This window comes from Alsobacter sp. SYSU BS001988 (genome assembly GCF_054796215.1).
In genome coordinates, this window is the sequence record NZ_JBTAMK010000003.1 from 408,290 (window position 1) to 429,842 (window position 21,553).

19 protein-coding genes are annotated in these 21,553 nt (G+C 70.4%); 16 read left to right on the forward strand and 3 right to left on the reverse strand.

What is annotated here, in order from left to right; translation table 11 throughout:
- Positions 1-3 precede the first annotated feature (3 nt).
- The 9 genes from ACYVO7_RS08985 (at position 4) to uraD (ending at position 9,043) form a co-directional block, all read left to right on the forward strand.
- Positions 4-1,014, forward strand: coding sequence for an Ldh family oxidoreductase (locus tag ACYVO7_RS08985; RefSeq protein ID WP_460449476.1), 1,011 nt, complete (start codon positions 4-6; stop codon positions 1,012-1,014).
- Positions 1,015-1,105: 91 nt separating this feature from the next.
- Positions 1,106-1,447, forward strand: coding sequence for a hydroxyisourate hydrolase (gene uraH / locus ACYVO7_RS08990; RefSeq protein WP_460449477.1), 342 nt, complete (start codon positions 1,106-1,108; stop codon positions 1,445-1,447).
- A gap of 2 nt (positions 1,448-1,449) precedes the next feature.
- Positions 1,450-2,964 (forward strand): xanthine dehydrogenase small subunit, encoded by a 1,515-nt coding sequence (xdhA, locus tag ACYVO7_RS08995; RefSeq protein ID WP_460449478.1) that lies wholly within the window; start codon positions 1,450-1,452, stop codon positions 2,962-2,964.
- Entirely contained in the window at positions 2,961-5,279 is a 2,319-nt protein-coding gene (gene xdhB, locus ACYVO7_RS09000; RefSeq protein ID WP_460449479.1) for a xanthine dehydrogenase molybdopterin binding subunit, read from the forward strand. The genes xdhA and xdhB overlap by 4 nt, the downstream gene beginning before the upstream one ends.
- A 66-nt stretch (positions 5,280-5,345) precedes the next feature.
- Positions 5,346-6,338: a xanthine dehydrogenase accessory protein XdhC gene (gene xdhC, locus ACYVO7_RS09005; protein ID WP_460449480.1), complete on the forward strand. Its 993-nt coding sequence runs from the start codon at positions 5,346-5,348 to the stop codon at positions 6,336-6,338.
- An 11-nt stretch (positions 6,339-6,349) separates the two neighbouring features.
- Positions 6,350-6,820 carry a nucleoside deaminase gene (locus ACYVO7_RS09010; RefSeq protein WP_460449481.1) on the forward strand — a complete coding sequence of 157 codons (471 nt, stop codon included), beginning with the start codon at positions 6,350-6,352 and terminating at the stop codon, positions 6,818-6,820.
- Between the two features lie 20 nt (positions 6,821-6,840).
- Positions 6,841-7,320, forward strand: a complete 480-nt coding sequence (locus ACYVO7_RS09015) for a nucleoside deaminase (RefSeq protein ID WP_460449482.1) — start codon at positions 6,841-6,843, stop codon at positions 7,318-7,320.
- A gap of 24 nt (positions 7,321-7,344) precedes the next feature.
- Positions 7,345-8,526, forward strand: a complete 1,182-nt coding sequence (locus tag ACYVO7_RS09020) for a urate hydroxylase PuuD (RefSeq protein ID WP_460449483.1) — start codon at positions 7,345-7,347, stop codon at positions 8,524-8,526.
- A 10-nt stretch (positions 8,527-8,536) separates the two neighbouring features.
- A complete protein-coding gene (gene uraD, locus ACYVO7_RS09025) occupies positions 8,537-9,043 on the forward strand; it encodes a 2-oxo-4-hydroxy-4-carboxy-5-ureidoimidazoline decarboxylase (RefSeq protein WP_460449484.1) in 507 nt (168 codons plus the stop codon).
- A gap of 6 nt (positions 9,044-9,049) precedes the next feature.
- On the opposite strand, the gene iolG is transcribed toward uraD, so the two are convergent.
- Complete coding sequence (gene iolG, locus ACYVO7_RS09030) at positions 9,050-10,039, reverse strand: inositol 2-dehydrogenase (protein WP_460449485.1); 990 nt, start codon at positions 10,037-10,039, stop codon at positions 9,050-9,052.
- A gap of 172 nt (positions 10,040-10,211) precedes the next feature.
- Here iolG and ACYVO7_RS09035 point away from each other — a divergent pair, with 172 nt between their 5' ends.
- From ACYVO7_RS09035 to otnK, 7 genes are all read left to right on the forward strand, one after another.
- Positions 10,212-11,036 carry an SDR family oxidoreductase gene (locus tag ACYVO7_RS09035; protein ID WP_460449486.1) on the forward strand — a complete coding sequence of 275 codons (825 nt, stop codon included), beginning with the start codon at positions 10,212-10,214 and terminating at the stop codon, positions 11,034-11,036.
- An 8-nt stretch (positions 11,037-11,044) separates the two neighbouring features.
- The gene (locus tag ACYVO7_RS09040) at positions 11,045-12,952 is read left to right on the forward strand and encodes a bifunctional 5-dehydro-2-deoxygluconokinase/5-dehydro-2-deoxyphosphogluconate aldolase (RefSeq protein ID WP_460449487.1); all 1,908 of its coding nucleotides are present in this window, start codon (positions 11,045-11,047) and stop codon (positions 12,950-12,952) included.
- A 67-nt stretch (positions 12,953-13,019) separates the two neighbouring features.
- On the forward strand, positions 13,020-14,870 hold the full coding sequence (gene iolD / locus ACYVO7_RS09045) for a 3D-(3,5/4)-trihydroxycyclohexane-1,2-dione acylhydrolase (decyclizing) (protein ID WP_460449488.1): 1,851 nt from the start codon (positions 13,020-13,022) through the stop codon (positions 14,868-14,870).
- A gap of 24 nt (positions 14,871-14,894) precedes the next feature.
- Positions 14,895-15,794, forward strand: coding sequence for a myo-inosose-2 dehydratase (iolE, locus tag ACYVO7_RS09050; protein WP_460449489.1), 900 nt, complete (start codon positions 14,895-14,897; stop codon positions 15,792-15,794).
- 32 nt (positions 15,795-15,826) lie between these two features.
- Entirely contained in the window at positions 15,827-16,627 is an 801-nt protein-coding gene (gene iolB / locus ACYVO7_RS09055; protein ID WP_460449490.1) for a 5-deoxy-glucuronate isomerase, read from the forward strand.
- Positions 16,624-17,268, forward strand: coding sequence for a 3-oxo-tetronate 4-phosphate decarboxylase (otnC, locus tag ACYVO7_RS09060; RefSeq protein ID WP_460449491.1), 645 nt, complete (start codon positions 16,624-16,626; stop codon positions 17,266-17,268). Before iolB ends, otnC begins: the two co-directional genes overlap by 4 nt.
- A gap of 61 nt (positions 17,269-17,329) precedes the next feature.
- Positions 17,330-18,595 carry a 3-oxo-tetronate kinase gene (otnK, locus tag ACYVO7_RS09065; protein ID WP_460449492.1) on the forward strand — a complete coding sequence of 422 codons (1,266 nt, stop codon included), beginning with the start codon at positions 17,330-17,332 and terminating at the stop codon, positions 18,593-18,595.
- A gap of 58 nt (positions 18,596-18,653) precedes the next feature.
- Here otnK and ACYVO7_RS09070 read toward each other — a convergent pair whose 3' ends face one another.
- Complete coding sequence (locus ACYVO7_RS09070; RefSeq protein WP_460449493.1) at positions 18,654-20,453, reverse strand: NAD(P)/FAD-dependent oxidoreductase; 1,800 nt, start codon at positions 20,451-20,453, stop codon at positions 18,654-18,656.
- A 122-nt stretch (positions 20,454-20,575) separates the two neighbouring features.
- Positions 20,576-21,502, reverse strand: coding sequence for an SMP-30/gluconolactonase/LRE family protein (locus ACYVO7_RS09075; RefSeq protein ID WP_460449494.1), 927 nt, complete (start codon positions 21,500-21,502; stop codon positions 20,576-20,578).
- Positions 21,503-21,553 lie beyond the last annotated feature (51 nt).

The following is a 21,553-nucleotide window of genomic DNA, read 5'->3' on the forward strand; positions in this document are numbered from 1 at the left end:
CCCATGACCCGACTGCCGCTCGATCGCGCCGAAACCTGGGTCGCCGGCCTGTTCGAAGCCGGGGGCGCGTCCCCCGAATCCGCCCGGTCGGTCGCGCGCGCCCTGGTCGGCGCCGAGGCGGACGGCCTCAAGGGCCACGGCCTGTCGCGCATTCCCACCTATCTGGCCATGCTCAAGGCCGGCAAGATCGACGGACGGGCCCGTCCTGTCGCCACGCGGCCGCGCCCCGGCGTCCTGGCCGTCGACGCGCGCGACGGCTTCGCCTATCCGGCGATCGACCTCGCCATCGCCGAGCTGCCCGCCGTCGCGCGCGGGCAGGGCGTTGCGGCCGCCCCGATCCGCAACTCGAATCATTGCGGCGCGGCCGGCCTCCATGTGGAGAGGCTGGCCGGGGAGGGGCTCGTCGCCCTGCTGTTCGCCAACACGCCCGAGGCGATCGCTCCCTGGGGCGGCCGCAAGGCGGTGTTCGGCACCAATCCCATCGCCTTCGCGGCGCCCTTGCCGGGACGCCCGCCGGCCGTCGTGGACCTCGCGCTGTCGAAGGTCGCCCGTGGCCCGATCGTAGCGGCCAAGCAGCGCGGCGAAGCGATTCCCGAAGGATGGGCGCTGGATCCGGACGGCCGCCCCACGACCGACGCTTCCGCCGCGCTCGCCGGGACCATGATCGCCATGGGCGACGCCAAGGGCGCGGCGCTGGCCTTCATGGTCGAGGTGCTGGCGGCCGCCCTCGTGGGCGCGCGATTCGCCACAGAGGCGTCGTCGTTCCTCGACGACAAGGGCGGCCCGCCCCGCACCGGGCAGCTTCTCCTGGCCATCGACCCCGCCGCGTTCGCCGGGGCCGACGCCTTCGCCGAGCGGATGACGACCTTGGCGGCCGCCATCGAGGGCCAGGAGGGCGCAAGGCTGAGCGGCGCGCGCCGCCTCGCGCTGAGGGCGGAGGCCCAGCGCAGCGGCGTCCTGATCAGTCCGGAAATCGCCGCGAATTACGGCCTGCCGGAGAATCCCCCCGAGTAACCCACATCCTTTTGCGGCTTCTCGGGCCATACGGGGTCCGGGCCGCAACTTGGCGCTTCTGCGGTCGCGCAAGTTGCGACATCATGCCGGCATGAAGCTGAGCACTCATGTTCTGGATACCGCGCTTGGCCGTCCGGCCGCAGGCTTGCGCATCGTTCTGACCCGCCTGAGCGACGGCGTCGTCATCGCCGACGTGCTCACCAACCAGGACGGCCGGGTCGACCAGCCGCTCCTGGCGTCCGAATCCGCCCAGCCCGGCCCCTACGAGATCGTCTTCCATGTCGGCGACTATTTCCGCCGAACGGGGTCGGCGACGTTCGAGCCGCCCTTCCTCGACCTGGTCCCGGTGCGTTTCGGGGCGGCCGAGAACGCCCATTACCATATCCCCCTTCTCGTCTCGCCCTACGCGTACTCCACCTATCGGGGAAGCTGAGCATGGCGAGAAGCACGATCCGATTCCTTCGCCGTAGCCGTGTCGTGGAGGTCGGAGGCTTCTCGTCCAGGACGACGCTGCTGGACTGGCTGCGCGAGCAGAACCGCTCCGTCGGAACCAAGGAAGGCTGCGCCGAGGGCGACTGCGGCGCCTGCACGGTGGTGCTCGGGCGCGTGCGCGACGGGCGGCTCGTCTACGAGCCCGTCAATGCGTGCATCCTGCTGCTGGGCCAGATCGACGGGGCGGAGCTCATCACCGTCGAGGACCTGGCGCATCGCGGCGAGTTGCACCCCGTCCAGGCGTCCATGGTGGCCCATCACGGCTCGCAATGCGGATATTGCACGCCCGGCATCGTGATGAGCCTGTTCTCCCTCTATCACGAGGGCGCCCGGCCGGTGACGCGCGAGGGGGTCTGCGACGCGCTGGCCGGCAATCTGTGCCGCTGCACCGGCTATCGGCCGATCATCGACGCGGCGCTCGAGGCCTGCGCCCAGGAGGCCGACGACGTGTTCTCCGAACGCCGGCAGGCGACGGTCCAGGCGCTCGCCGATCTGGCGAGCGAGGAGGATCTGTTCGTCGGCGACGATCGCTCCTTCTTCGCGGCGCCCGCCAGCGAGGACGCGCTCGCGTCGCTGCTGTCCGAGCATCCCGAGGCCACGCTGCTGGCCGGCGCCACCGATGTCGGCCTGTGGCTCACGAAGGCGCTGGCTCCGCTGCGGAAATTCATCTGGCTCGGCCGGGTGCGCGGCCTGGACGAGATCCACGACACCCCCGAGGTGCTCGGCCTGGGCGCGATGGTGAGCCATGCGCGCGCGCTCCCGTCCCTGGCCGCCATCGATCCGGACCTCGGCGAACTCATGCGCCGCTTCGGCGCGCAGCAGGTGCGGGTCTCGGGCACGGTCGGCGGCAACATCGCCAACGGATCGCCCATCGGCGACCTCGCGCCGGCGCTGATCGTGATGGGCGCCATCCTGGAGCTCCGGCAGGGTCCCAATCGCAGGACATTGGCGCTGGAGAACTTCTTCGTCGCCTATCGCCGGCAGGACAAGCGGCACGCCGAATACCTGCGCAGCATCCTCGTGCCCAAGCCCGGCCCGGCCGACCACGTGCGGATCTTCAAGGTCACGAAGCGCTTCGACGAGGACATCTCGGCCGTCATGATGGCCATGCGCCTCACCATCCAGGAGGGCCGCATCGTCGGAGCCCGCATCGCGTTCGGCGGCATGGCGGCGACGCCGAAGCGGGCCAACGCGGTCGAGCACGCCTTGCTGGATTCGCAGATCGGCGAGGGATCCGTCTGGGCCGTGGCGGCCGAAGCCCTGGCGCGGGACTTCACCCCCGTGGACGACCACCGCGCCTCGGCGGCCTACCGCCTGCAGGTGGCCAAGAACCTCGTCGTCAAGGCGCTCGCCGAGATCGCCGGCGCGCCCACCTCGGCGACGCGCATCATCGGCCACCGTTCGCCGCCCCCGCTGGAGCCGTCAGGTCCCGTGGCCCGGCCGGAGTTCGCCTCATGAGCGCCGTCCAGGACAGCGACGAGCAGGCCCTGCGCCATGTGAGGCAGCCTTTGCCGCATGACAGCGCGGTCAAGCACGTGCAGGGGGCCGCGCTCTACATCGACGACATGCCCGAACCGGCGGGCGTGCTGCACATCGCGGTGGGCGGGTCGCCCTATGCGCGGGGCAAGCTGATCGCCGTGGACCTGGAGCGGGTGCGCGCCATTCACGGCGTCGTCGCGGTGCTCACCGCCGAGGACGTGCCGGGCAAGAACGACATCGCCCCGGCCTTCGCGGACGAACCCCTTCTGGCTGAGGGCCAGGTTTTGTTCCACGGCCAGCCCGTCTTCGCCGTCGTGGCCGAGAGCCGCGACGTCGCCCGGCGCGCCGCGCGCCTGGGCGCCATGACGATCGTGCAGGAGAAGCCGACCGTCACCGTCGAGGATGCGCACAAGCGCAACGAAACCGTCCTGCCCGACTACGCCTTCAGGCGCGGCGACGCGGCGGCCGCGATCCAGCGCGCCCCGCACAGGGTCGCGGACGTCTTGCGCATCGGCGGCCAGGAGCATTTCTATCTGGAAGGCCAGGCGGCGCTCGCCATTCCGGGCGAGGACGGGTCCGTCCACGTCTACTCCTCCACCCAGCATCCGACCGAGGTTCAGCATGTCTGCGCCCGCGTGCTCGGATTGCCCGACGCCCTGGTGACCGCCGAGGTCCGCCGCATGGGCGGCGCCTTCGGGGGCAAGGAGAGCCAGGCCACCCAATGGGCCGCGCTCGCCGCGCTGGCCGCCACCGTCACCGGGCGTCCGTGCAAGATCCGGCTGGACCGCGACGACGACATGGCCATGACCGGCAAGCGCCACGACTTCCGGGTCGACTGGGCGGCCGGCTTCGACGACGACGGGCGCATCCATGGCGTCGAGATGGCGTTCCTGGCCCGCTGCGGCTGCTCGGCCGATTTGAGCCAGGGCGTGGTCGACCGGACCATGTTCCACGCCGACGGCTCCTATTTCCTGCCCGAACTGGTCATCGCAAGCCGGCGCCTGAAAACCAACACGGTGTCCAACACCGCCTTCCGCGGCTTTGGCGGCCCGCAGGGCATGCTGGCCATGGAGCGCATCGTCGACGCCATCGCGTGGCGGCTGAACCGCGACCCGCTGGATGTCCGCAAGGCCAATCTCTACGGACCGGACCGCGACCTCACGCCCTACGGCATGACAGTGGAGGACCACGACGTCGGCTCCGCGATCCTCGACGAGCTCGAGCGGACCAGCGACTACCGCGCCCGGCGGGCCGAGATCGAGGCCTTCAACGCCACATCCCCCATCCTCAAGCGCGGCATCGCGCTGACGCCGGTGAAGTTCGGGATCTCCTTCACCCTGTCCCAGCTGAACCAGGCCGGCGCGCTCGTCCATGTCTATTCGGACGGTTCCGTGCACCTGAACCACGGCGGGACCGAGATGGGGCAGGGGCTCTACCAGAAGGTCGCCCAGGTGGCCGCCGAGGAGTTCGGCGTCGGGCTCGACCGCGTCCGGATCACGGCCACGACGACCGACAAGGTGCCCAACACCTCGCCCACGGCGGCGTCCTCCGGATCCGACCTCAACGGCATGGCGGCGATGATCGCGGCCCGGCAGATCCGCGACAGGCTGGCGGCGTTCGCGGCGGAGCATTTCGGCGTCGAAGCCTCGCACGTGGCGTTCCGGGACGATTGCGTGTTCGCCGGAAACCAGAGCGTGTCCTTCGCCGAACTGGCCAAGCGGGCGCATGCGGCCCGCATCCACCTCTCCGCGGCGGGGCATTACAAGACCCCCAAGCTGCACTGGGACCGCCCGAACGGGACCGGGCGGCCCTTCTTCTACTTCGCCTACGGGGCGGCCTGCTCGGAGGTCGTGCTCGACACGCTCACCGGCGAGAACCGCGTGACGCGCGTCGACATCCTCCACGATGTCGGTCGCTCCCTGAACCCCGCGCTGGACATCGGCCAGATCGAGGGAGGCTTCGTCCAGGGCATGGGCTGGCTGACCACGGAGGAGCTCGTCTTCGACCCGCATGGTCGCCTGCGCACCCATGCGCCCTCCACCTACAAGATCCCGGTCGCCTCCGACGTGCCGGCCGACTTCCGCGTCGCGCTCTTCCCGGGCGAGAACCGAGAGGAGACGATCTACCGGTCCAAGGCGGTGGGCGAGCCGCCGCTGATGCTCGCCATCTCGGTGTTCGCCGCGCTGGCCGACGCGCTGCACGGGCTCGCTCCGGGCCGGCCGGTGCCGCTGGACGCGCCGGCCACGCCCGAGGCGATCCTCAAGGCGGTTCAGGCGCTTTCGACGGCCGGATGAATCGATGTCGAAGGCGGGCAGGGCCGGATTGAATCGATCCTTGAAGCGCTTCATCCAGGAGTTCAGGTGAACCTCGTCTGGATCCGCCTCCTCGAGACCGTCGACGCCCAGGGCATCGCCGCCCTGGCGAGCGTGGTCGCCGTGGCCGGGTCCGCTCCGCGCGAGGCCGGGGCGCGCCTGGTGCTGCGGCCGGACGGCGGCTTCTGGGGCACGGTCGGCGGCGGCCAGCTGGAGTGGAGCCTCATCGGCGAGGCGCGCGCCGCGCTCGCAGCCGGCAGAGGCCCCGTGCAGGTGCGCGACTGGCCGCTCGGCCCGGACCTCGGGCAGTGCTGCGGCGGGCGGGTCACGACCTGGGTAGAGACCTTCGACGCGCGCGACCGCGACATGCTGGCCCGTTTCGCGGCGCTGGAGACGGCGGGGCGGTTCGACGTCGCCGCGCGTCTTGGACAAGACGGCCGCGTCGTCCGCGGCGTGCTCTCATCCGCGGACCGCTCTCCCGCCGAGGGCGTCGTCGAGCGCTTCGGCGACGATGGCGCGCCGGTCCTGCTCTTTGGCGCGGGCCATGTCGGCCGCGCCCTGGCGATCGCTCTCGCTCCGCTGCCGTTCCGCCTCACCTGGATCGATTCGCGCGCCGGCGAATTTCCGGCGCACATCCCCGCCAACGCGACGGTTCGGGTCGCCGACAACCCCGTGGAAGAGGTCGCCGCCGCGCCGCCGGGCGCCTTCGTCATGGTCATGACTCATTCTCACCCGCTCGATCTTGCGGTGACGACCGCGGCGCTGAGGAGGACCGAGCTCGGACCGGTGGGCCTGATCGGATCGGCGACCAAGCGCGCCCGGTTCCTGAAGCGCATGCGCGAGGCGGGCCTGTCGGACGCGGCTCTGGCGCGTCTGGTCTGCCCCATCGGGGCGCCGGGCGTCTCCGGGAAGGAGCCGGCCGTCATCGCCGCCATGACGGCGGCGCAACTCCTGCAATGGCGTGACGCAGCCCTGCGAATCGCCCATGGCGGGGCGGATTGGCTGAAGGTCGCGGGCGCAGGCCGCGCGCGGCGTAGTTGAGGGGACCCTGCATGAACATCGACTCGTCCGACCACGGCTTTCTGAAGCGGGCCGTCGACATTTCCTACGACCACATGCGCTCGGGCGAGGGGCGCCCCTTCGGCGCGATCCTGGTGATGAAGGGCAAGCCGGTCGCGGAAGGCTGGAATTCGATCTTCGCCTCCAAGGACCCGACGGCGCACGCCGAGCTGATGGCGATCCGGCGCGCCTGCAAGGTGCTGGGCCATGGGGACCTGACCGGGTCGACCCTCTACGCCTCGGGCGAGCCCTGCCCGATGTGCCTGGGCGCCATGTATCTTGCCGGCGTCTCGCGATGCGTCTACGCCACCACCCGCCAGGAAGCGTCGCGCATCGGCGCCCAGACGGAGATCATCTACGAGGAATACCTCAAGCCGGAAGCCGAGCGGGCCATCCCGTGCATCCATGTGCCGATGCCGGAGGCCAGCGCGGCCTTCGACGAGTGGCTCGCCAAGGCCCGCTGAGCGCAACGACAGGAGAAACGATGCCGAGCCCCGAAGACCTCGCCCATCTCGGCCGCGCCGTCGCGCTCTCGCGCGAGCGGATGGAGGCGAATCTGGGCGGACCGTTCGGGGCCGTGGTCGTGCGCGACGGACACGTGCTGGCGGAAGGCTGGAACGAGGTCACCTCGAGCAACGACCCGACCGCTCACGCCGAGGTCTCGGCCATCCGCCGGGCCTGCAGGGCCGTGGGCGATTTCAGCCTGGCGGGGGCCACCCTCTACACCAGCTGCGAGCCGTGCCCGATGTGCCTGGCCTCGGCCTACTGGGCGCGCATCGCGCGCATCGTCTACGCCAACACGCGGGACGACGCCGCCGCGATCGGGTTCGACGACGCCTTCATCTATGACGAGATGCCGAAGGCGCCGGCCGAGCGGGCCATCGTCATGGAGCACCGCCCCACGCCCGAAGCCGCTGCGGCCTTCGCGGCCTGGCTGGCCAAGCCGGACAAGGTCCAGTACTGAGGCGGGACGCCGGGGGGCGAGGACATGGGCGGTTTCGCGGTCGACTGGATCAATCTCGGCTTCAGGTGGTTCCACCTGATCGTCGGCATCGCGTGGATCGGCGCGAGCTTCCACTTCATCTGGCTCGACTTCAGCCTGCGACGGCGCGAGAGCATGAGCGAGGGCGTGCTCGGCACGTCCTGGATGGTGCATGGCGGCGGCTTCTACCATGTCGAGAAATACTTGATCGCGCCCGCGACCTTGCCGCCGGACCTGCACTGGTTCAAGTGGGAGGCCTATCTCACCTTCCTGTCCGGTTTCGGCCTGCTGGTCATCCAGTACTACTGGAACGCCAGCGCCTTCATGGTGGACCCGGCGGTCCTGAACATCTCCGGCCCCGAGGCGGTGATCATCTCCGTCCTGACGCTCGCGGCGGGGTGGTTCGCCTATGACGCCCTGTGCCGCTCCCCGATCGGCGATCGGACCGAGTGGCTGGCGCTGGCCGTCTTCGGGCTGATCGTCTTCGCGTCCTTCGTCTTCACCAACGTGTTTTCCGGGCGCGGCGCCTTCATTCACATCGGCGCGATGGTCGGGACCATCATGGCCGCCAACGTGTTCCAGGTGATCATCCCCAACCAGAAGATCATCACGGCCGACCTTCTGGCCGGCCGCACGCCGGATCCCAAATACGGCAAGATCGGCAAGCAGCGCTCGCTTCACAACAACTACCTGACGCTGCCCGTCCTGCTGTTCATGGTCTCCAACCACTACGCGTTCCTGTATGCGCATCCGCAGTCCTGGCTCGTGGCGGCCTTCATCGTGCTGGCGGGCGGCATGGTGCGGCATTTCCTCAACCGGGTGGACGCGGGCGAGGCCCCGTCCAAGGTGGCCTGGGCGCTTCCGGCGGCCGCCGCGGCGCTCGTCGCCGCGATCGTGTGGACCGCGCCCCGCGGGGCCGCGCACACGGCCGGGGTGACGGATGCGGACGCGCTCAGGATCGCGCAGACGCACTGCGTAATGTGCCATGCGCCGAGGCCCACGCATGACGCCTTCCGCGGCGGCGAGCCGCCCAAGGGCGTCGTGCTGAACACGCCGGACGCGATCCGCCGCCATTCCGCCCAGGTCGTCGCGCAGGCCGTGCAGGGCCGGGCGATGCCGTTGGGCAACGAAACTCACATGACAGACGCCGAGCGGGCCGCCCTCGGCGCCTGGCTCGCCCAGCGCTGAAGGCCAGGCCATGACCCTCGCGGACGTCAACGCGCTGAGCCCGGGCGACTTCGTGGCCGCCTTCGGCGGCGTCGCCGAGCACTCCGCCTGGGTCGCCGAGCGCGCCGAAGCGGCGCGGCCCTACGCCTCCGTCAACGCCATGGTCACGGCGTTCCAGGCGGCGATCCTGCAGGCCGGGGAGGACGAGAAGACGGCCTTGCTCCAGGCCCATCCCGACCTCGCCGGGCGGGCCGCCGTCGCCGGGCGGCTGACGCGCGAGTCGGCCCGCGAGCAGTCCGGCGCGGGGCTGGGCGGCCTGAGCGAGGAGGAGTTCGCCCGGTTCACGGCGCTCAACGAGGCCTACCGCGCGCGGTTCGGGATCCCCTTCATCCTGGCCGTGAAGGGGGCGGGCAAGACCCAGATCCTCGAGGCCTTCGAGAACCGGGTCGGCGGAACCATGGCGGAGGAGCGGCTCACCGCCCTCGCGCAGGTGCTGCGCATCGTGCGCTTCAGGCTCGTCGAACAGGTCGTCCCGTAAGGCCGCTCAGCCGACCCTGACGGGCGCTCCGATCCTGACCGATTCGGTGGCCGCGTCCGCCAGGATCTGAGCCTTGAGGCCGTCCTCGCCCGACGGCGAGAAGGGCGTCTTGTCCGTCACCGACGTCAAGAAGGCGTCGAGCTCCAGCCGATACGCCTCGGCGTAGCGCTGCAGGAAGAAGTTCTGGACCGGATCGGCCTGGAAGCCCGAGGCGGTGGCGACCTCCACGGTGCTCTCATGGACGTTGCCGGCGCGGATCATGCCCTTGGAGCCATGCACCTCGACCCGCTGGTCGTAGCCATAGGTCGCCCGGCGGGAGTTGGAGATCTGGGCGATGCGCCCGCTCGCGGTCTTGAGCAGCACCGCCGCAGTGTCGACGTCCCCCGCCGCCCCGATGGCGGGATCGACCAGCGCCGAGCCGACCGCGTAGACCTCGACGGGCTCCTCGCCCAGGAGGAAGCGCGCCATGTCGAGGTCGTGGATCATCATGTCCCGGAACAGCCCTCCCGACCGCTTCACGTAGTCCACCGGCGGCGGCGCGGGGTCGCGCGAGATCACCGAAACGATCTCGACCTCGCCGGCCTCGCCGTCCCGCAGCCGCCGGCGCAGCGCGGCGAAGTTGGGATCGAAGCGCCGATTGAAGCCGATCATCAGCTGGCCGCCGCAGTCCTCCACGACCTTAAGGCAGGCGCGGATGCGCTGCGCGTCGAGGTCGACGGGCTTCTCGCAGAACACGGCCTTCCCGGCCCGGCAGGCCTTCTCGATCAGGTCGGCGTGCATGTCGGTCGGCGTGCAGATCAGCACCGCGTCGATGCCGCCGTCCTGCAGGATCCCATCTATCGTCCCCACCATCGCGCCGGTCTCGGCGGCCACCGTCTGGCTCGCCTCCAGCGAGGCGTCGGCGACCGCGACCAGCTGCGCCTTGGGGTGGGCGGCGACATTTCCGCCGTGAATGCGGCCGATCCGGCCGGCGCCGAGCAGACCTACGCGCAGCATCTGGGGCTCCTCACATCCTATCCGAAATCAGGCGATCCGGCGCGCGGACGGCCGTGGATCGCGCGCCAGAATACATATTCCGAATTGACGCGCCATTCGAATTTTTGTTTCATCCGGCCAAGGTCGCCGGACCGAAACGCGCCGGGGCCATGGCGGGTTCGAGGGGAGGACCATGAGCGAATCGTCTCGGACGCAGCGCCTTTCCGGCAAGATCGCCATCGTGACGGGGGCCACGCAAGGGCTCGGCGAGGCCATCGCGCGCCGCTTCGCCGCCGAGGGCGCGGCTGGCCTCGTCATCACGGGTCGCAACCGTGAGCGCGGCGAGCGCGTCGCCCGCAGCCTGACCGAAGCCGGAACCCGCACCGTGTTCGTGGAGGCCGATCTCGCCGACCACGCCCAGACGGCCCGCATCGCGCCCGCGGCCGACGAGGCCTTCGGCCGCGTCGACGTCCTCGTCAACGCGGCGGGGGACACCGACCGGGGCACGATCTTCGATACGAGCCCCGAGCTCTACGACCGGCTCATGACGGTGAACGTCAAGGCGCCCTTCTTCTTGATCCAGGACGCCGCCAGGCTGATGCGGCGCGATGGGATCGAGGGCGCCGTCGTCAACATCCAGTCGATGTCCGCCCATGGCGGGCAGCCCTTCATCTGCGCCTACAGCGTGTCCAAGGGCGCGCTCGCGACGCTGACCAAGAACGCCGCCTTCTCGCTGATGCCCTGGCGCATCCGCGTGAACGGCCTGAACATCGGCTGGATGTCGACGCCCGGCGAGGACGCGGTGATGCGCCGCCACCATGGCGCGCAGGACGGCTGGCTCGAAAAGGCCGCCGCCGGGCAGCCTTTCGGGCGCCTCGTCGATCCGGCCGAAGTGGCGAGCGCGACGGCTTTCCTGGCCTCAGCCGAATCCGGCCTGATGACGGGGGCCAATATCGACCTCGACCAATCCGTCCTCGGGTGCTGGGAATCCGCCCCGCAGCCGTCGCGGCCCGCATGAGAGCCGCCATGAGCGAGCCGACCCTCGACGTCATCACCATCGGCCGGTCGTCCGTGGACCTTTACGGCCAGCAGATCGGCGGCCGGCTCGAGGACATGGCGAATTTCGTCAAGGCCGTCGGCGGCAGCCCCACCAACATGGCCATCGGGGTCGCGCGGCTCGGCCTGAAGCCCGGCCTGATCACCCGCGTCGGCGACGAGCATATGGGCCGCTTCATCCGCGAGCAGCTCCAGCGCGAGGGCGTCGACACCGCGGGCGTCCGCACCGATCCGGACCGGCTGACCGCGCTCGTCGTGCTGGGCGTGCGCGACGAGAAGAGCTTCCCGCTGATTTTCTACCGCACCGACTGCGCCGACGGCGCCCTCGACGAAAGCGACGTCGACGAGGCCTATGTCGCGTCGGCCAGGGCCGTGGTCGTCACCGGCACGCATTTCTCCAAGGCCAACGCCAATGCGGCCCAGCGCAAGGCCATGCGGCTCGCCCGTCGCCATGGCCGCCGGGTGGCGTTCGACATCGACTACCGCCCCAACCTCTGGGGTCTGGCCGGCCACGGCGCGGGCGAGGAGCGCTATATCGGCTCCGACCAGGTCACCCGCATGCTCCAGGACGTCCTGCCCGAGTGCGACCTGATCGTCGGCACCGAGGAGGAGCTGCACATCGCCGGCGGGACCACCGACACGCTCGCCGCCATCCGGGCGGTGCGGGCGCTCTCGTCCGCCGTCATCGTGTGCAAGCGCGGTCCGATGGGCTGCGTGGTGTTCGCCGGCGGCATCCCGGACGACATCGAGGACGGCGAGAAAGGCCCGGGCTTCCCGGTCGAGGTCTACAACGTGCTCGGCGCTGGGGACGGCTTCATGGCGGGGTTCCTGCGCGGCTGGCTGATGGACGAGCCGATCGCGACATGCTGCGCCTGGGCGAACGCCTGCGGCGCCTTCGCGGTGTCGCGCCTGATGTGCGCTCCCGAATACCCCACCTGGCGCGAGCTGCAGCACTTCCTCGCCCACGGCTCGCCGGAGCGGGCGCTGCGCAAGGACGGCGTCCTCAACGACATTCACTGGTCGACGACGCGCCGCCCGCAGCCCGACGTCCTGATGGCGCTGGCGATCGACCATCGGGCCCAGTTGGAGGAGATGGCCGACAAGGTCGGCGCGCCGCGCGAGCGGATCAGCGCGTTCAAGGTCCTGGCCGTCCGGGCCGCCGCCCAGGTGGCGCGCGGCGAGGCCGGCTTCGGCATGCTGCTGGACGGCGGCTATGGCCGCGAGGCGCTGTTTCGCGCCGCCGATCACGGCTTCTGGATCGGTAGGCCGGTGGAGAAGCCGGGCTCCCGCCCGCTCGACCTCGAAGTGGAGGGCATGGCGTCGCTGGGCGCCCACCTCGCCGAATGGCCCGTCACGCACACCGCCAAGGTGCTGTGCTTCTATCACCCGGACGACCCCGGCGACATGAAGCGCCGCCAGGAGCGCGAGCTGCGCCGCATCTTCGACGCCTGCCGCAGCGTCGGCCGCGAGCTGCTGGTGGAGATCATCGCGTCGAAGCATGGCCCGCTCGACAGCGGCTGCACCGCGGCCGTCATGCGCCGCCTGTACGAGATCGGGGTCAGGCCCGACTGGTGGAAGCTGGAGTCCCAGCCCGACGCCCAGGCCTGGGCCGCCATTTCGGGCGTCATCGACGCGAACGACCCGCTCTGCCGGGGGATCGTGCTGCTCGGACTCGACGCGCCCGAGGCCGAACTGACCCGCTCTTTCCGGCTCGCCGCCTCCTGCCCGCGCGTCAAGGGCTTCGCGGTGGGACGCACCATTTTCGCCGAACCGGCGAGGGCCTGGCTCGCGGGCGCTATGGACGACGAGGCGGCGGTCGCCGCCATGGCCGGCAATTTCGGCCGCCTCGTGCAGGCGTGGCGGAGCGCGGCCCCATGACGGCGTGGCGCCACGCCGGCGATCCTGATCGTCGGACGACATCCTAGACATGCCGAAGGAGGCGCCCATGACCGCGACCATCCGGCTCACCATGGCGCAGGCGCTCGTGCGCGCGATGGTTGCTCAGAAGGTGGAGATGGATGGCGCGAGGACGCCCCTCTTCGCCGGGGTCTGGGCCATTTTCGGCCATGGCAACGTCGCGGGCCTGGGCGAGGCGCTGCATGGCGCGCGAGAGAGCCTGCCGACCTTCCGCGCGCACAACGAGCAGGCGATGGCGCACGCGGCGATCGCCTTCGCCAAGGCTTCGCGGCGCCGCCGCATGATGGCGTGCGCCACCTCGATCGGGCCGGGCGCGACCAACATGGTGACGGCCGCCGCCGTCGCCCATGTCAACCGCCTGCCGGTGCTCCTTCTGCCCGGCGACGTCTTCGCGTCGCGCCGTCCCGACCCCGTGCTGCAGCAGATCGAATCCTTCTCGGACGCCACCGTCAGCGCCAATGACTGCTTCCGCCCGGTGTCCCGCTTCTTCGACCGCCTGACGCGGCCCGAGCAGCTGATCCCGGCCTTCGAGCGCGCCATGGCGGTGCTCACGGATCCGGCCGAGTGCGGCCCCGTCACCCTGGCGCTCTGCCAGGACGTGCAGACCGAGGCCTATGACTATCCGGCCAGCCTGTTCGAGGAGCGCGTCTGGACCAGCCGCCGCAGCCGTCCCGATGCGGGCGAGCTGAGATCGGCCGCCGCCTTGCTGGCGAAGGCCGAGAAGCCGCTGGTCATCGCGGGAGGCGGCGTGCTCTACAGCGAAGCCGAGGAGCGCCTGCGGGCGTTCTGCGAGGCGCGCGGCTACCCGGTCGTCGAGACGCAGGCCGGCAAGAGCTCGCTGCCGGACGATCACGCGCTCAATCTCGGCGCGGTGGGCGTCACCGGCACGGGCGCGGCCAACGCGCTGGCCGAGGAGGCCGACGTGATCCTGGCGGTCGGAACGCGGCTGCAGGATTTCACCACCGGCTCCTGGTCCCTGTTCAGGAACCCTGCGCGGCGCATCATCGGGCTGAACGCCCAGCCCTTCGACGCCGGCAAGCACCGCGCCCAGCCGCTCGTGGCGGACGCCCTGGCGGGGCTGGACGACCTCGACGCCGCGCTGGGCCGCGCCGCATCGCCTGCGGTCTGGCGCGAGCGCATCGCCGCCGAGAAGGCGGCGTGGGCGCCGACGGCGGCCCGCTACACGCAGGCCTCCAACGCGGATCTGCCGAGCGACGCCCAGGTGATCGGCGCGGCGCAGCGGACCTCGGAGCGCTCCGACGTCGTGGTCTGCGCCGCCGGCGGCCTTCCGGGCGAACTCCACAAGCTCTGGCGCGCGGGCGAGCCGGGCGGCTACCACATGGAGTATGGCTACTCCTGCATGGGCTATGAGATCGCCGGCGGCCTCGGCGTCGCCATGGCGCTGCCCGACCGGCGCGTGACCGTGATGGTCGGCGACGGCTCCTACCTGATGATGAACTCCGAGATCGCCTCGGCCGTGATGCTGGGCGTCAGCTTCACCATCGTGATTCTCGACAACCGGGGCTTCGGCTGCATCAATCGGCTCCAGCGCGCGACGGGCGGCGCCTCCTTCAACAATCTCCTGGCCGACGCGCGCCATGAGCGCTTGCCCGCCATCGACTTCGTCGCGCACGCGGCCTCGCTCGGCGCCGCGGCCGAGAAGGTCGACGGCCTGTCATCCCTCGAGGAGGCGCTCCGCCGCGCCCGGGGCCGCCCGGGCGTGAGCGCCATCGTGATCGACACCGACCCGCTCGCCTCCACGGACGCCGGCGGCCATTGGTGGGACGTGGCCGTTCCGGAAGTCTCGGACCGGGCCGAAGTCCGCGACGCGCGCGCCCGCTATGAAGAGGCCTTGCGCGGCCAGCGCATCGGCGACTGACGACAGACCAGACCGGAGACTCCCATGCCCATCCGCCTCGGCGCGAACCCCATCGGCTGGTCCAACGACGACCTCCAGGACATCGGCGGAAAGACGCCGCTCGAGACCTGCCTGCGCGAGGCCAAGGAGGCCGGCTTCGAAGGCATGGAGCTCGGCCACAAGTTCCCGCGCGAGCCGGAAGCCCTCAAGGCGGCGCTGGCGCCCTTCGGCATGGCGTGCGTCTCGGGCTGGTATTCGGCCGAACTCCTCACCCGCGACGCCGACGCCGAGATGCGCAGCCTGCGTCCTCATCTCGACCTGCTGAAGGCGATGGGCTCGACCGTGCTCGTCTTCGCCGAGACGTCGAACGCCATCCATGGCGACCGGTCCAGGCCCTTGTCGGCCCGCCCCGTGATGGCGGCCGGAGACTGGGCCGGGTTCGGCCGGCGGCTGACCGAGGTCGCGGACCGGACTCTCGCCGAGGGCGTGCGCGTGGTCTACCATCATCACATGGGCACCATCGTGGAGAGCGAGGCCGATATCGACGCCCTCATGGCGGCAACCGGCCCTTCCGTGCATCTTCTGCTCGACACGGGCCACGCCGCCTGGGGCGGCGCCGACCCGGCGGCCCTCGCCCGCCGCTACAGGAGCCGCATCAGCCATGTCCACGCCAAGGACGTGCGCCGCCCCGTGATGGAGAAGGCGCGCGCACAGGGCTGGAGCTTCCTCGACGCCGTCCTCGGGGAGGGGGCCGAGCTCGGCGTCTACACGGTCCCGGGCGACGGCATGGTCGACTATGTGTCGGTCTTCCGCGAACTTCCCGGCTATTCCGGCTGGGTGGTCGTCGAAGCCGAGCAGGATCCCGAGAAGGCCAATCCGCTCGAATACGCCAAGCGGGGCGTCGCCCATCTCAGGGCCGCCCTCGCCGAGGCCGGCCTGCGCTAGGCTTCGCCGCCGCACCAGACTGGAGCGCCGCCATGTCCCATCTTCTCGTCAGGCCGTCTCCCCCGGACGCCCAGGGCGCAGTGCATCGAGTCACGCCGGCCAGCGCCGGCTGGCGCTATGTCGGGTTCGAGGTTTACCGGCTCTCCGCCGGAGCCCGGATCGCCAAGGACACGCTGGGCGAGGAAGCCTGCCTGGTGATGGTGTCCGGCAAGGCCCGGGTCGGCTCCGGCGGCAGGGACTTCGGGGTGATCGGCGGCCGCGCGAGCCCATTCGAGGGCAGCCCCTGGTCCCTCTATGCGCCAGCCGGCTCGTCCTGGTCGGCCGAGGCCGAGAACGACTGCGAGATCGCGGTCTGCTCCGCGCCGGCCAAGGGCCTTCTGCAGGCGCGCGTCATCCCGCCCGACGAGGTCGGCCGGGAGACCCGCGGGACCGGGACCAATGTCAGGCATGTCCGCAACATCCTGCCCGACACGTCGCCCTACGCCGAAAGCCTGCTGGTCGTGGAGGTGATCACGCCCGGCGGCCACTGGTCGAGCTACCCGCCCCACAAGCACGACACGGACGACGTCCCGCGCGAGACCTATCTGGAAGAGACCTATTACCACCGCCTCGCCCAGCCGACCGCTTTCGCGCTGCAGCGCGTCTACACCGACGACCGATCGCTCGACGAGACCATGGCGGTGTCGGACGGCGACGTCGTCCTCGTGCCGCGCGGATACCACCCCGTGGGCGCCCCCCATGGCGTGGACCTCTATTACCTCAACGTAATGGCGGGCCCTGTGCGCCAGTGGAGGTTCACGATGTCGCCCGACATGGCCTTCCTCACGTGGTGAGCGCGGACGAAACCCGCCTGCGCGAGGAGATCTGCCGCGTCGGCGCGAGCCTCTACGCCCGCGGCTACACGGTGGGCTCCGCCGGCAACATCTCGGCGCGCCTTCCGGACGGATATCTGATCACCCCGACGGACGCCTGCCTCGGCTTCCTCGATCCCGCGCGCCTCGCCAGGCTGGGGCCGGACGGGACCCAGATCTCCGGCGACCGGGCCTCCAAGACCATCTTGCTGCATCGGGCCGTCTACGACGCCGACCCGACGCTGGGCGGCGTGGTCCACACCCATTCGACGCATCTCGTCGCGCTGTCGCTGACGCCCGGCGTCGACCCCGCCAACCTGGTCCCGCCGCTGACGCCGTACCACGTCATGAAGGCCGGGCGGATCCCGCTCATTCCCTACCGGCGGCCGGGCGACCCGGACGTCGTCGGGCTCGTGACGCCCCATGTGGCGACCTGCCGGGGCGTGATGCTGTCGCGCATCGGGCCGACCTTCTGGCACGAGACGGTGGCCGGCGCGTGCGCCGCGCTGGAGGAGGCCGAGGAGACCGCGCGGCTCGTCTTCCTGACCCGCGGCGCCTGCCAGGCGCCGCTGGACGAAAGCCAGATCCAGGACTTGCGCGCCGCCTTCGCGGCGAAGTGGTGAGGGCTTCCCTTTCCGCCCGGGCGGGACGAAGCTGCAACGCCTGCGGCCGGAGAAACGCAACATGCTGCTCGGAGTGATCGCCGACGACCTGACGGGAGCGACGGACGTCGCCCTGATGCTGGCGCGGGAAGGCATGAGGGTGATCCAGACCGTGGGCGTTCCCGCCTCGGCGGAGGCCCTGCCGGAAGCCGACGCGGTCGTCGTGTCCATGAAGTCGCGCACCAATCCGGCGGCCGAGGCCGTCGAATGGTCGCTCGCCGCTTGCGACGCGCTGGTCGGCGCCGGGGCGCGGCAGATCCTCTTCAAATACTGCTCGACCTTCGATTCAACGGACCAGGGCAATATCGGCCCGGTCGCCGAGGCGCTGATGCGGCGTCTCGACGTACGCTGGACGGTGGCCTGCCCGGCCTTCCCGGCCAATGGACGCTCCGTCTACCAGGGACACCTCTTCGTCGGCGCCCAGCTCCTCTCCGACAGCCCCATGAAGGACCATCCGCTCACCCCCATGAGGGACTCCAACCTGGTGCGCGTGCTGCAGCGCCAGACGTCGGTCAAGGTGGGCCTCGTCCCCGTGCAGGTGGTGGAGCAGGGCGCGGCGGCGACGCGCGCCGCCTTCGAGGCGCTGGGCCAGGATAGCCCGTGCATCGCCATCGGCGACGCCATCACCGACGCGCATCTGCGCGTCCTGGGCGAAGCGTTCGCGGGACAACCGCTCCTGACGGGCGGGTCCGGCGTCGCGCTGGGGCTGCCCGATAATTTCCGCAGGGCCGGCCTGCTGGACCCCAAGGGCGAGGCGCGCCCCTTCCATGCGCCGGCGGGGCGCGAGGCGGTGCTGGCCGGCAGCTGCTCGGCCGCCACCCGCGGCCAGGTGGCGGCGGCGATCGAGTCCGGCATGGAGCACTTCGCGCTCGACCCGGTCGCCATCGCGGAAGGCCGCATGACGGCCGACGACGTGCTGGGCTGGGCCGGGGGCCGCCTAGGTCGCGGGCCCGTTCTGGTCTATTCCACCGCCGAACCCGAGGCGGTGGCCAAGGCCCAGAGCCAGCTCGGCCGCGACGTCGCCGGCGCGCTGGTGGAGCGGCTGCTCGGCGAGGTCGCCCAGGGCCTGGCGGCCGCCGGCGTCACCCGAATGGTCGTGGCCGGAGGCGAGACCTCCGGCGCCGTCGTGGGCGCGCTCGGCGTCTCCATGCTCGAGATCGGTCCGGAGATCGATCCCGGCGTGCCGTGGACCCTGGCCGCCGACGGCGGACGCATGGCGCTGGCGCTCAAGTCCGGCAATTTCGGCGGCCGCGACTTCTTCCGCAAGGCCCTGGCCATGCTGGGCTGATTCCCCGCGGCCTGCGCGCGAACCTGCGGCGGGCCGCCCCGGACCCGCCGCAGCGGCTTCACGATGCGTGGTGGCTGGGCTGCAGGCCGTAGACCGGCGTCGGGATCCCCTCCATGCGGGCCTTCAGCTGCAAAGCGAGGAACTGCGAGTAGTGGCGCGACTGGTGCAGGTTGCCGCCGTGCATCCACAAAGCCTCCTGCTGGGTCGGCTTCCACATGTTGCGCTGCTCGCCCTCCCACGGGCCGGGATCCTTGGGCGTGTCGGAGCCCAGGCCCCAGACCTTGCCGACCTTGTCGGCCATCTCCTGCCCGCACAGGTCCGCCACCCAGCCGTTCATGGAGCCGTAGCCGGTGGCGTAGACGATGACGTCCGCCGGGATCTCCTCGCCCGTGTCGAGCCTGACCCCGTGCTCGGTGATCTCCTCCACCTGGCCCGACTTCAGCTTGATCTTGCCGTCGATGATGAGCTGCGAGGCGCCGATGTCGATGTAGTAGCCGGAGCCGCGGCGCAGATACTTCATGAACAGGCCCGAGCCGTCCGCGCCCCAGTCCAGCTTGAAGCCGGCTTTCTCCAGGTCGCGGTAGAAGTCCGCGTCCATCTCCTTGATCTTCTCGTAGACCGGGATCTGGAACGTGTGAAGGATGCGGTAGGGCAGGGAGGCGAAGATCAGGTCCGCCTTCGCGGTCGTCATTCCGCCCTGTACGGCGCGCTCGGAATAGAGATCGCCAAGCCCCACCTCCATCAGAGAGTCCGACTTGACGATGTGCGTCGAAGACCGCTGCACCATCGTGACGTCGACGCCCGCATCGTAGAGGGCCGCGCAGATGTCATGGGCGGAGTTGTTGGAGCCGATCACCACCACCTTCTTGCCGACGTAGCCGTCGGGCCCCGGATGGCGGGACGAGTGATGCTGCTCGCCCTTGAAGCGCTCCATGCCCTTGAAGCGGGGCATGTTGGCCTTGCCCGACATTCCCGTCGCGAAGACGAGCTGCTTCGGCCGCAGCGTGATCTCCTGGCCGCCGCGTTCGACCACGACGGACCATTCCTTCTTGGCCTCGTCCCACGTGGCGCTCTTGGCCGTGGCGCTGGTCCAGTAGTTCAGCTCCATGATCTTGGCGTACATCTCGAGCCAGTCGCCGATCTTGTCCTTCGGCGAGAACACCGGCCAGGTCTTCGGGAAGTCGAGATAGGGCAGGTGGTCGTACCAGACGGGGTCGTGCAGGCAGAGCGACTTGTAGCGCTTGCGCCAGCTGTCGCCGGCCCGCTCGTTCTTCTCGACGATGATGGTGGGCACGCCGAGCTGCCGCAGCCGCGCGCCGAGCGCGATGCCGCCCTGGCCGCCGCCGACGATCACCACATAGGGCTGCCGGGTGAAGCCCAGCGTCGCCGCCTCGTCCTCGCGCTCCTCCTTCCAGCTCTTGGCGCCCGGATTGACGCCGTGCTTGGCCCCGAGCGGCCGGGTGAAGCCCGCCTTCTCCTCGTGACCCTTCAGCTCGACCATGGTGGTCAGCAACGTCCAGATCAGGCCGTCCTTGAAGCGCACCAGGCCATAGCCGCGGGCGACGCCGGTCTCGAAGGCGATCCAGGCCTCCAGCATGCCGCCATTCTCGGTGGCGGGCTCGTTGTCGGCCACGCGCCAGCCGGACGGCTTCGTCCGGGCCAGGCAGGCCGCCAGCATGTCGCGGACCTGATCGCGGCCCTCGAGCGTCTTGATGTTCCAGGTGAAGGCGACGAGGTCGCGCCAGTAGCATTCCGGCGCGAAGAAGCTGACGGCCTTGTCGATGTCCCCGGCCTGCAAGGCCTCGTCGAAGCGGGACAGGATCGCGTTCACGCGCGCCGTTGGCGTCGTGTCGAGCATGGCGTTTCCCCCTTGTCAGGGCCGCGCTTAATTGTTGCGGCTCCGAGTGGAGAACTATGCCTCCTTCGGGGGGACGCGCCTAGCCGCGTTTTGCGTGTGCTGCGTTGAGCAGAGCGCCTCCGTCAGAACGTCTTCGCCCCGCGCACCAGCACGTAATAGGCGTAAAGCGAGGTGGTCCCGCAGATATAGAGGCGGTTGCGCCGGAGCGCGCCGAAGCAGACATTGGCGACGATTTCCGGGACGTTGATCCGCGCGATCATGGTCCCGTCCGGATCGTAGACATGCACGCCGTCCGCGGCCGACGTCCAGATCCGCCCGTCCTCGTCGCATCGGAAGCCGTCGAACATGCCGTTCGTGCAGGTGGCGAAGATCTCGCCGCCCTTGAGGCTGCGCCCGTCCTGGACGTCGAAGACGCGGATGTGACGGGGCCCGTTCTCAAAATGGCTCGCGCCGGTGTCGGCGATGTAGAGCTTCGATTCGTCCGGCGAGAAGGCGAGCCCGTTCGGGCGCTTGAAGTCGTCGGCCACGATGTCCACGGCCCCGCTGCCCGGGTCGATCCGGTAGACGTGGCAAGCCCCGATCTCGCTCTCGGCGCGGGCGCCCTCATAGTCCCAGTCGATGCCGTAGGCCGGGTCGGTGAACCAGATCGAGCCGTCGGACTTCACCACGACGTCGTTGGGCGAATTCAGGCGCTTGCCCTGCCAGCGGTCGGCCAGCACCGTGATGGTCCCGTCGAACTCCGTGCGCGTCACGCGCCGGCCCAGATGCTCGCAGGACACGAGCCGGCCCTGGCGGTCGACCGTATGCCCGTTGGTGTTGTTGGACGGCTCGCGGAAGACAGAAACGCTCCCATCCGTCTCGTCGTAGCGCATCATCCGGTTGTTGGGGATGTCGGACCAGACCAGGTAGCGCCCGGCGGGGAAATAGGCCGGCCCCTCGGCCCAGCGGCACCCCTCGTAGAGGCGCTCCAGCTTGGCGGTTTTGTTGAACAGCCCCTTGGCGCGCGGGTCCAGGACCTCGTAGGGCGGATCGATGATGGGCTTGGGCATGTCAGGTCTCCCGATGCGGCTCGTTGTCCAGCCTTTGATGCAGATCGATCG

What these genes read in the sequence shown, in the direction of transcription:
- iolB (WP_460449490.1), top strand. Translation starts at nt 15,827, where the DNA reads ATGTCCCATCTTCTCGTCAGGCCGTCTCCCCCGGACGCCCAGGGCGCA.
- ACYVO7_RS09070 (WP_460449493.1), bottom strand. Translation starts at nt 20,453, where the DNA reads ATGCTCGACACGACGCCAACGGCGCGCGTGAACGCGATCCTGTCCCGC.
- ACYVO7_RS09010 (WP_460449481.1), top strand. Translation starts at nt 6,350, where the DNA reads ATGAACATCGACTCGTCCGACCACGGCTTTCTGAAGCGGGCCGTCGAC.
- ACYVO7_RS09075 (WP_460449494.1), bottom strand. Translation starts at nt 21,502, where the DNA reads ATGCCCAAGCCCATCATCGATCCGCCCTACGAGGTCCTGGACCCGCGC.
- ACYVO7_RS08985 (WP_460449476.1), top strand. Translation starts at nt 4, where the DNA reads ATGACCCGACTGCCGCTCGATCGCGCCGAAACCTGGGTCGCCGGCCTG.
- ACYVO7_RS09015 (WP_460449482.1), top strand. Translation starts at nt 6,841, where the DNA reads ATGCCGAGCCCCGAAGACCTCGCCCATCTCGGCCGCGCCGTCGCGCTC.
- ACYVO7_RS09035 (WP_460449486.1), top strand. Translation starts at nt 10,212, where the DNA reads ATGAGCGAATCGTCTCGGACGCAGCGCCTTTCCGGCAAGATCGCCATC.
- iolE (WP_460449489.1), top strand. Translation starts at nt 14,895, where the DNA reads ATGCCCATCCGCCTCGGCGCGAACCCCATCGGCTGGTCCAACGACGAC.
- ACYVO7_RS09020 (WP_460449483.1), top strand. Translation starts at nt 7,345, where the DNA reads ATGGGCGGTTTCGCGGTCGACTGGATCAATCTCGGCTTCAGGTGGTTC.
- uraD (WP_460449484.1), top strand. Translation starts at nt 8,537, where the DNA reads ATGACCCTCGCGGACGTCAACGCGCTGAGCCCGGGCGACTTCGTGGCC.
- ACYVO7_RS09040 (WP_460449487.1), top strand. Translation starts at nt 11,045, where the DNA reads ATGAGCGAGCCGACCCTCGACGTCATCACCATCGGCCGGTCGTCCGTG.
- otnK (WP_460449492.1), top strand. Translation starts at nt 17,330, where the DNA reads ATGCTGCTCGGAGTGATCGCCGACGACCTGACGGGAGCGACGGACGTC.
- xdhA (WP_460449478.1), top strand. Translation starts at nt 1,450, where the DNA reads ATGGCGAGAAGCACGATCCGATTCCTTCGCCGTAGCCGTGTCGTGGAG.
- iolD (WP_460449488.1), top strand. Translation starts at nt 13,020, where the DNA reads ATGACCGCGACCATCCGGCTCACCATGGCGCAGGCGCTCGTGCGCGCG.
- xdhB (WP_460449479.1), top strand. Translation starts at nt 2,961, where the DNA reads ATGAGCGCCGTCCAGGACAGCGACGAGCAGGCCCTGCGCCATGTGAGG.
- iolG (WP_460449485.1), bottom strand. Translation starts at nt 10,039, where the DNA reads ATGCTGCGCGTAGGTCTGCTCGGCGCCGGCCGGATCGGCCGCATTCAC.
- uraH (WP_460449477.1), top strand. Translation starts at nt 1,106, where the DNA reads ATGAAGCTGAGCACTCATGTTCTGGATACCGCGCTTGGCCGTCCGGCC.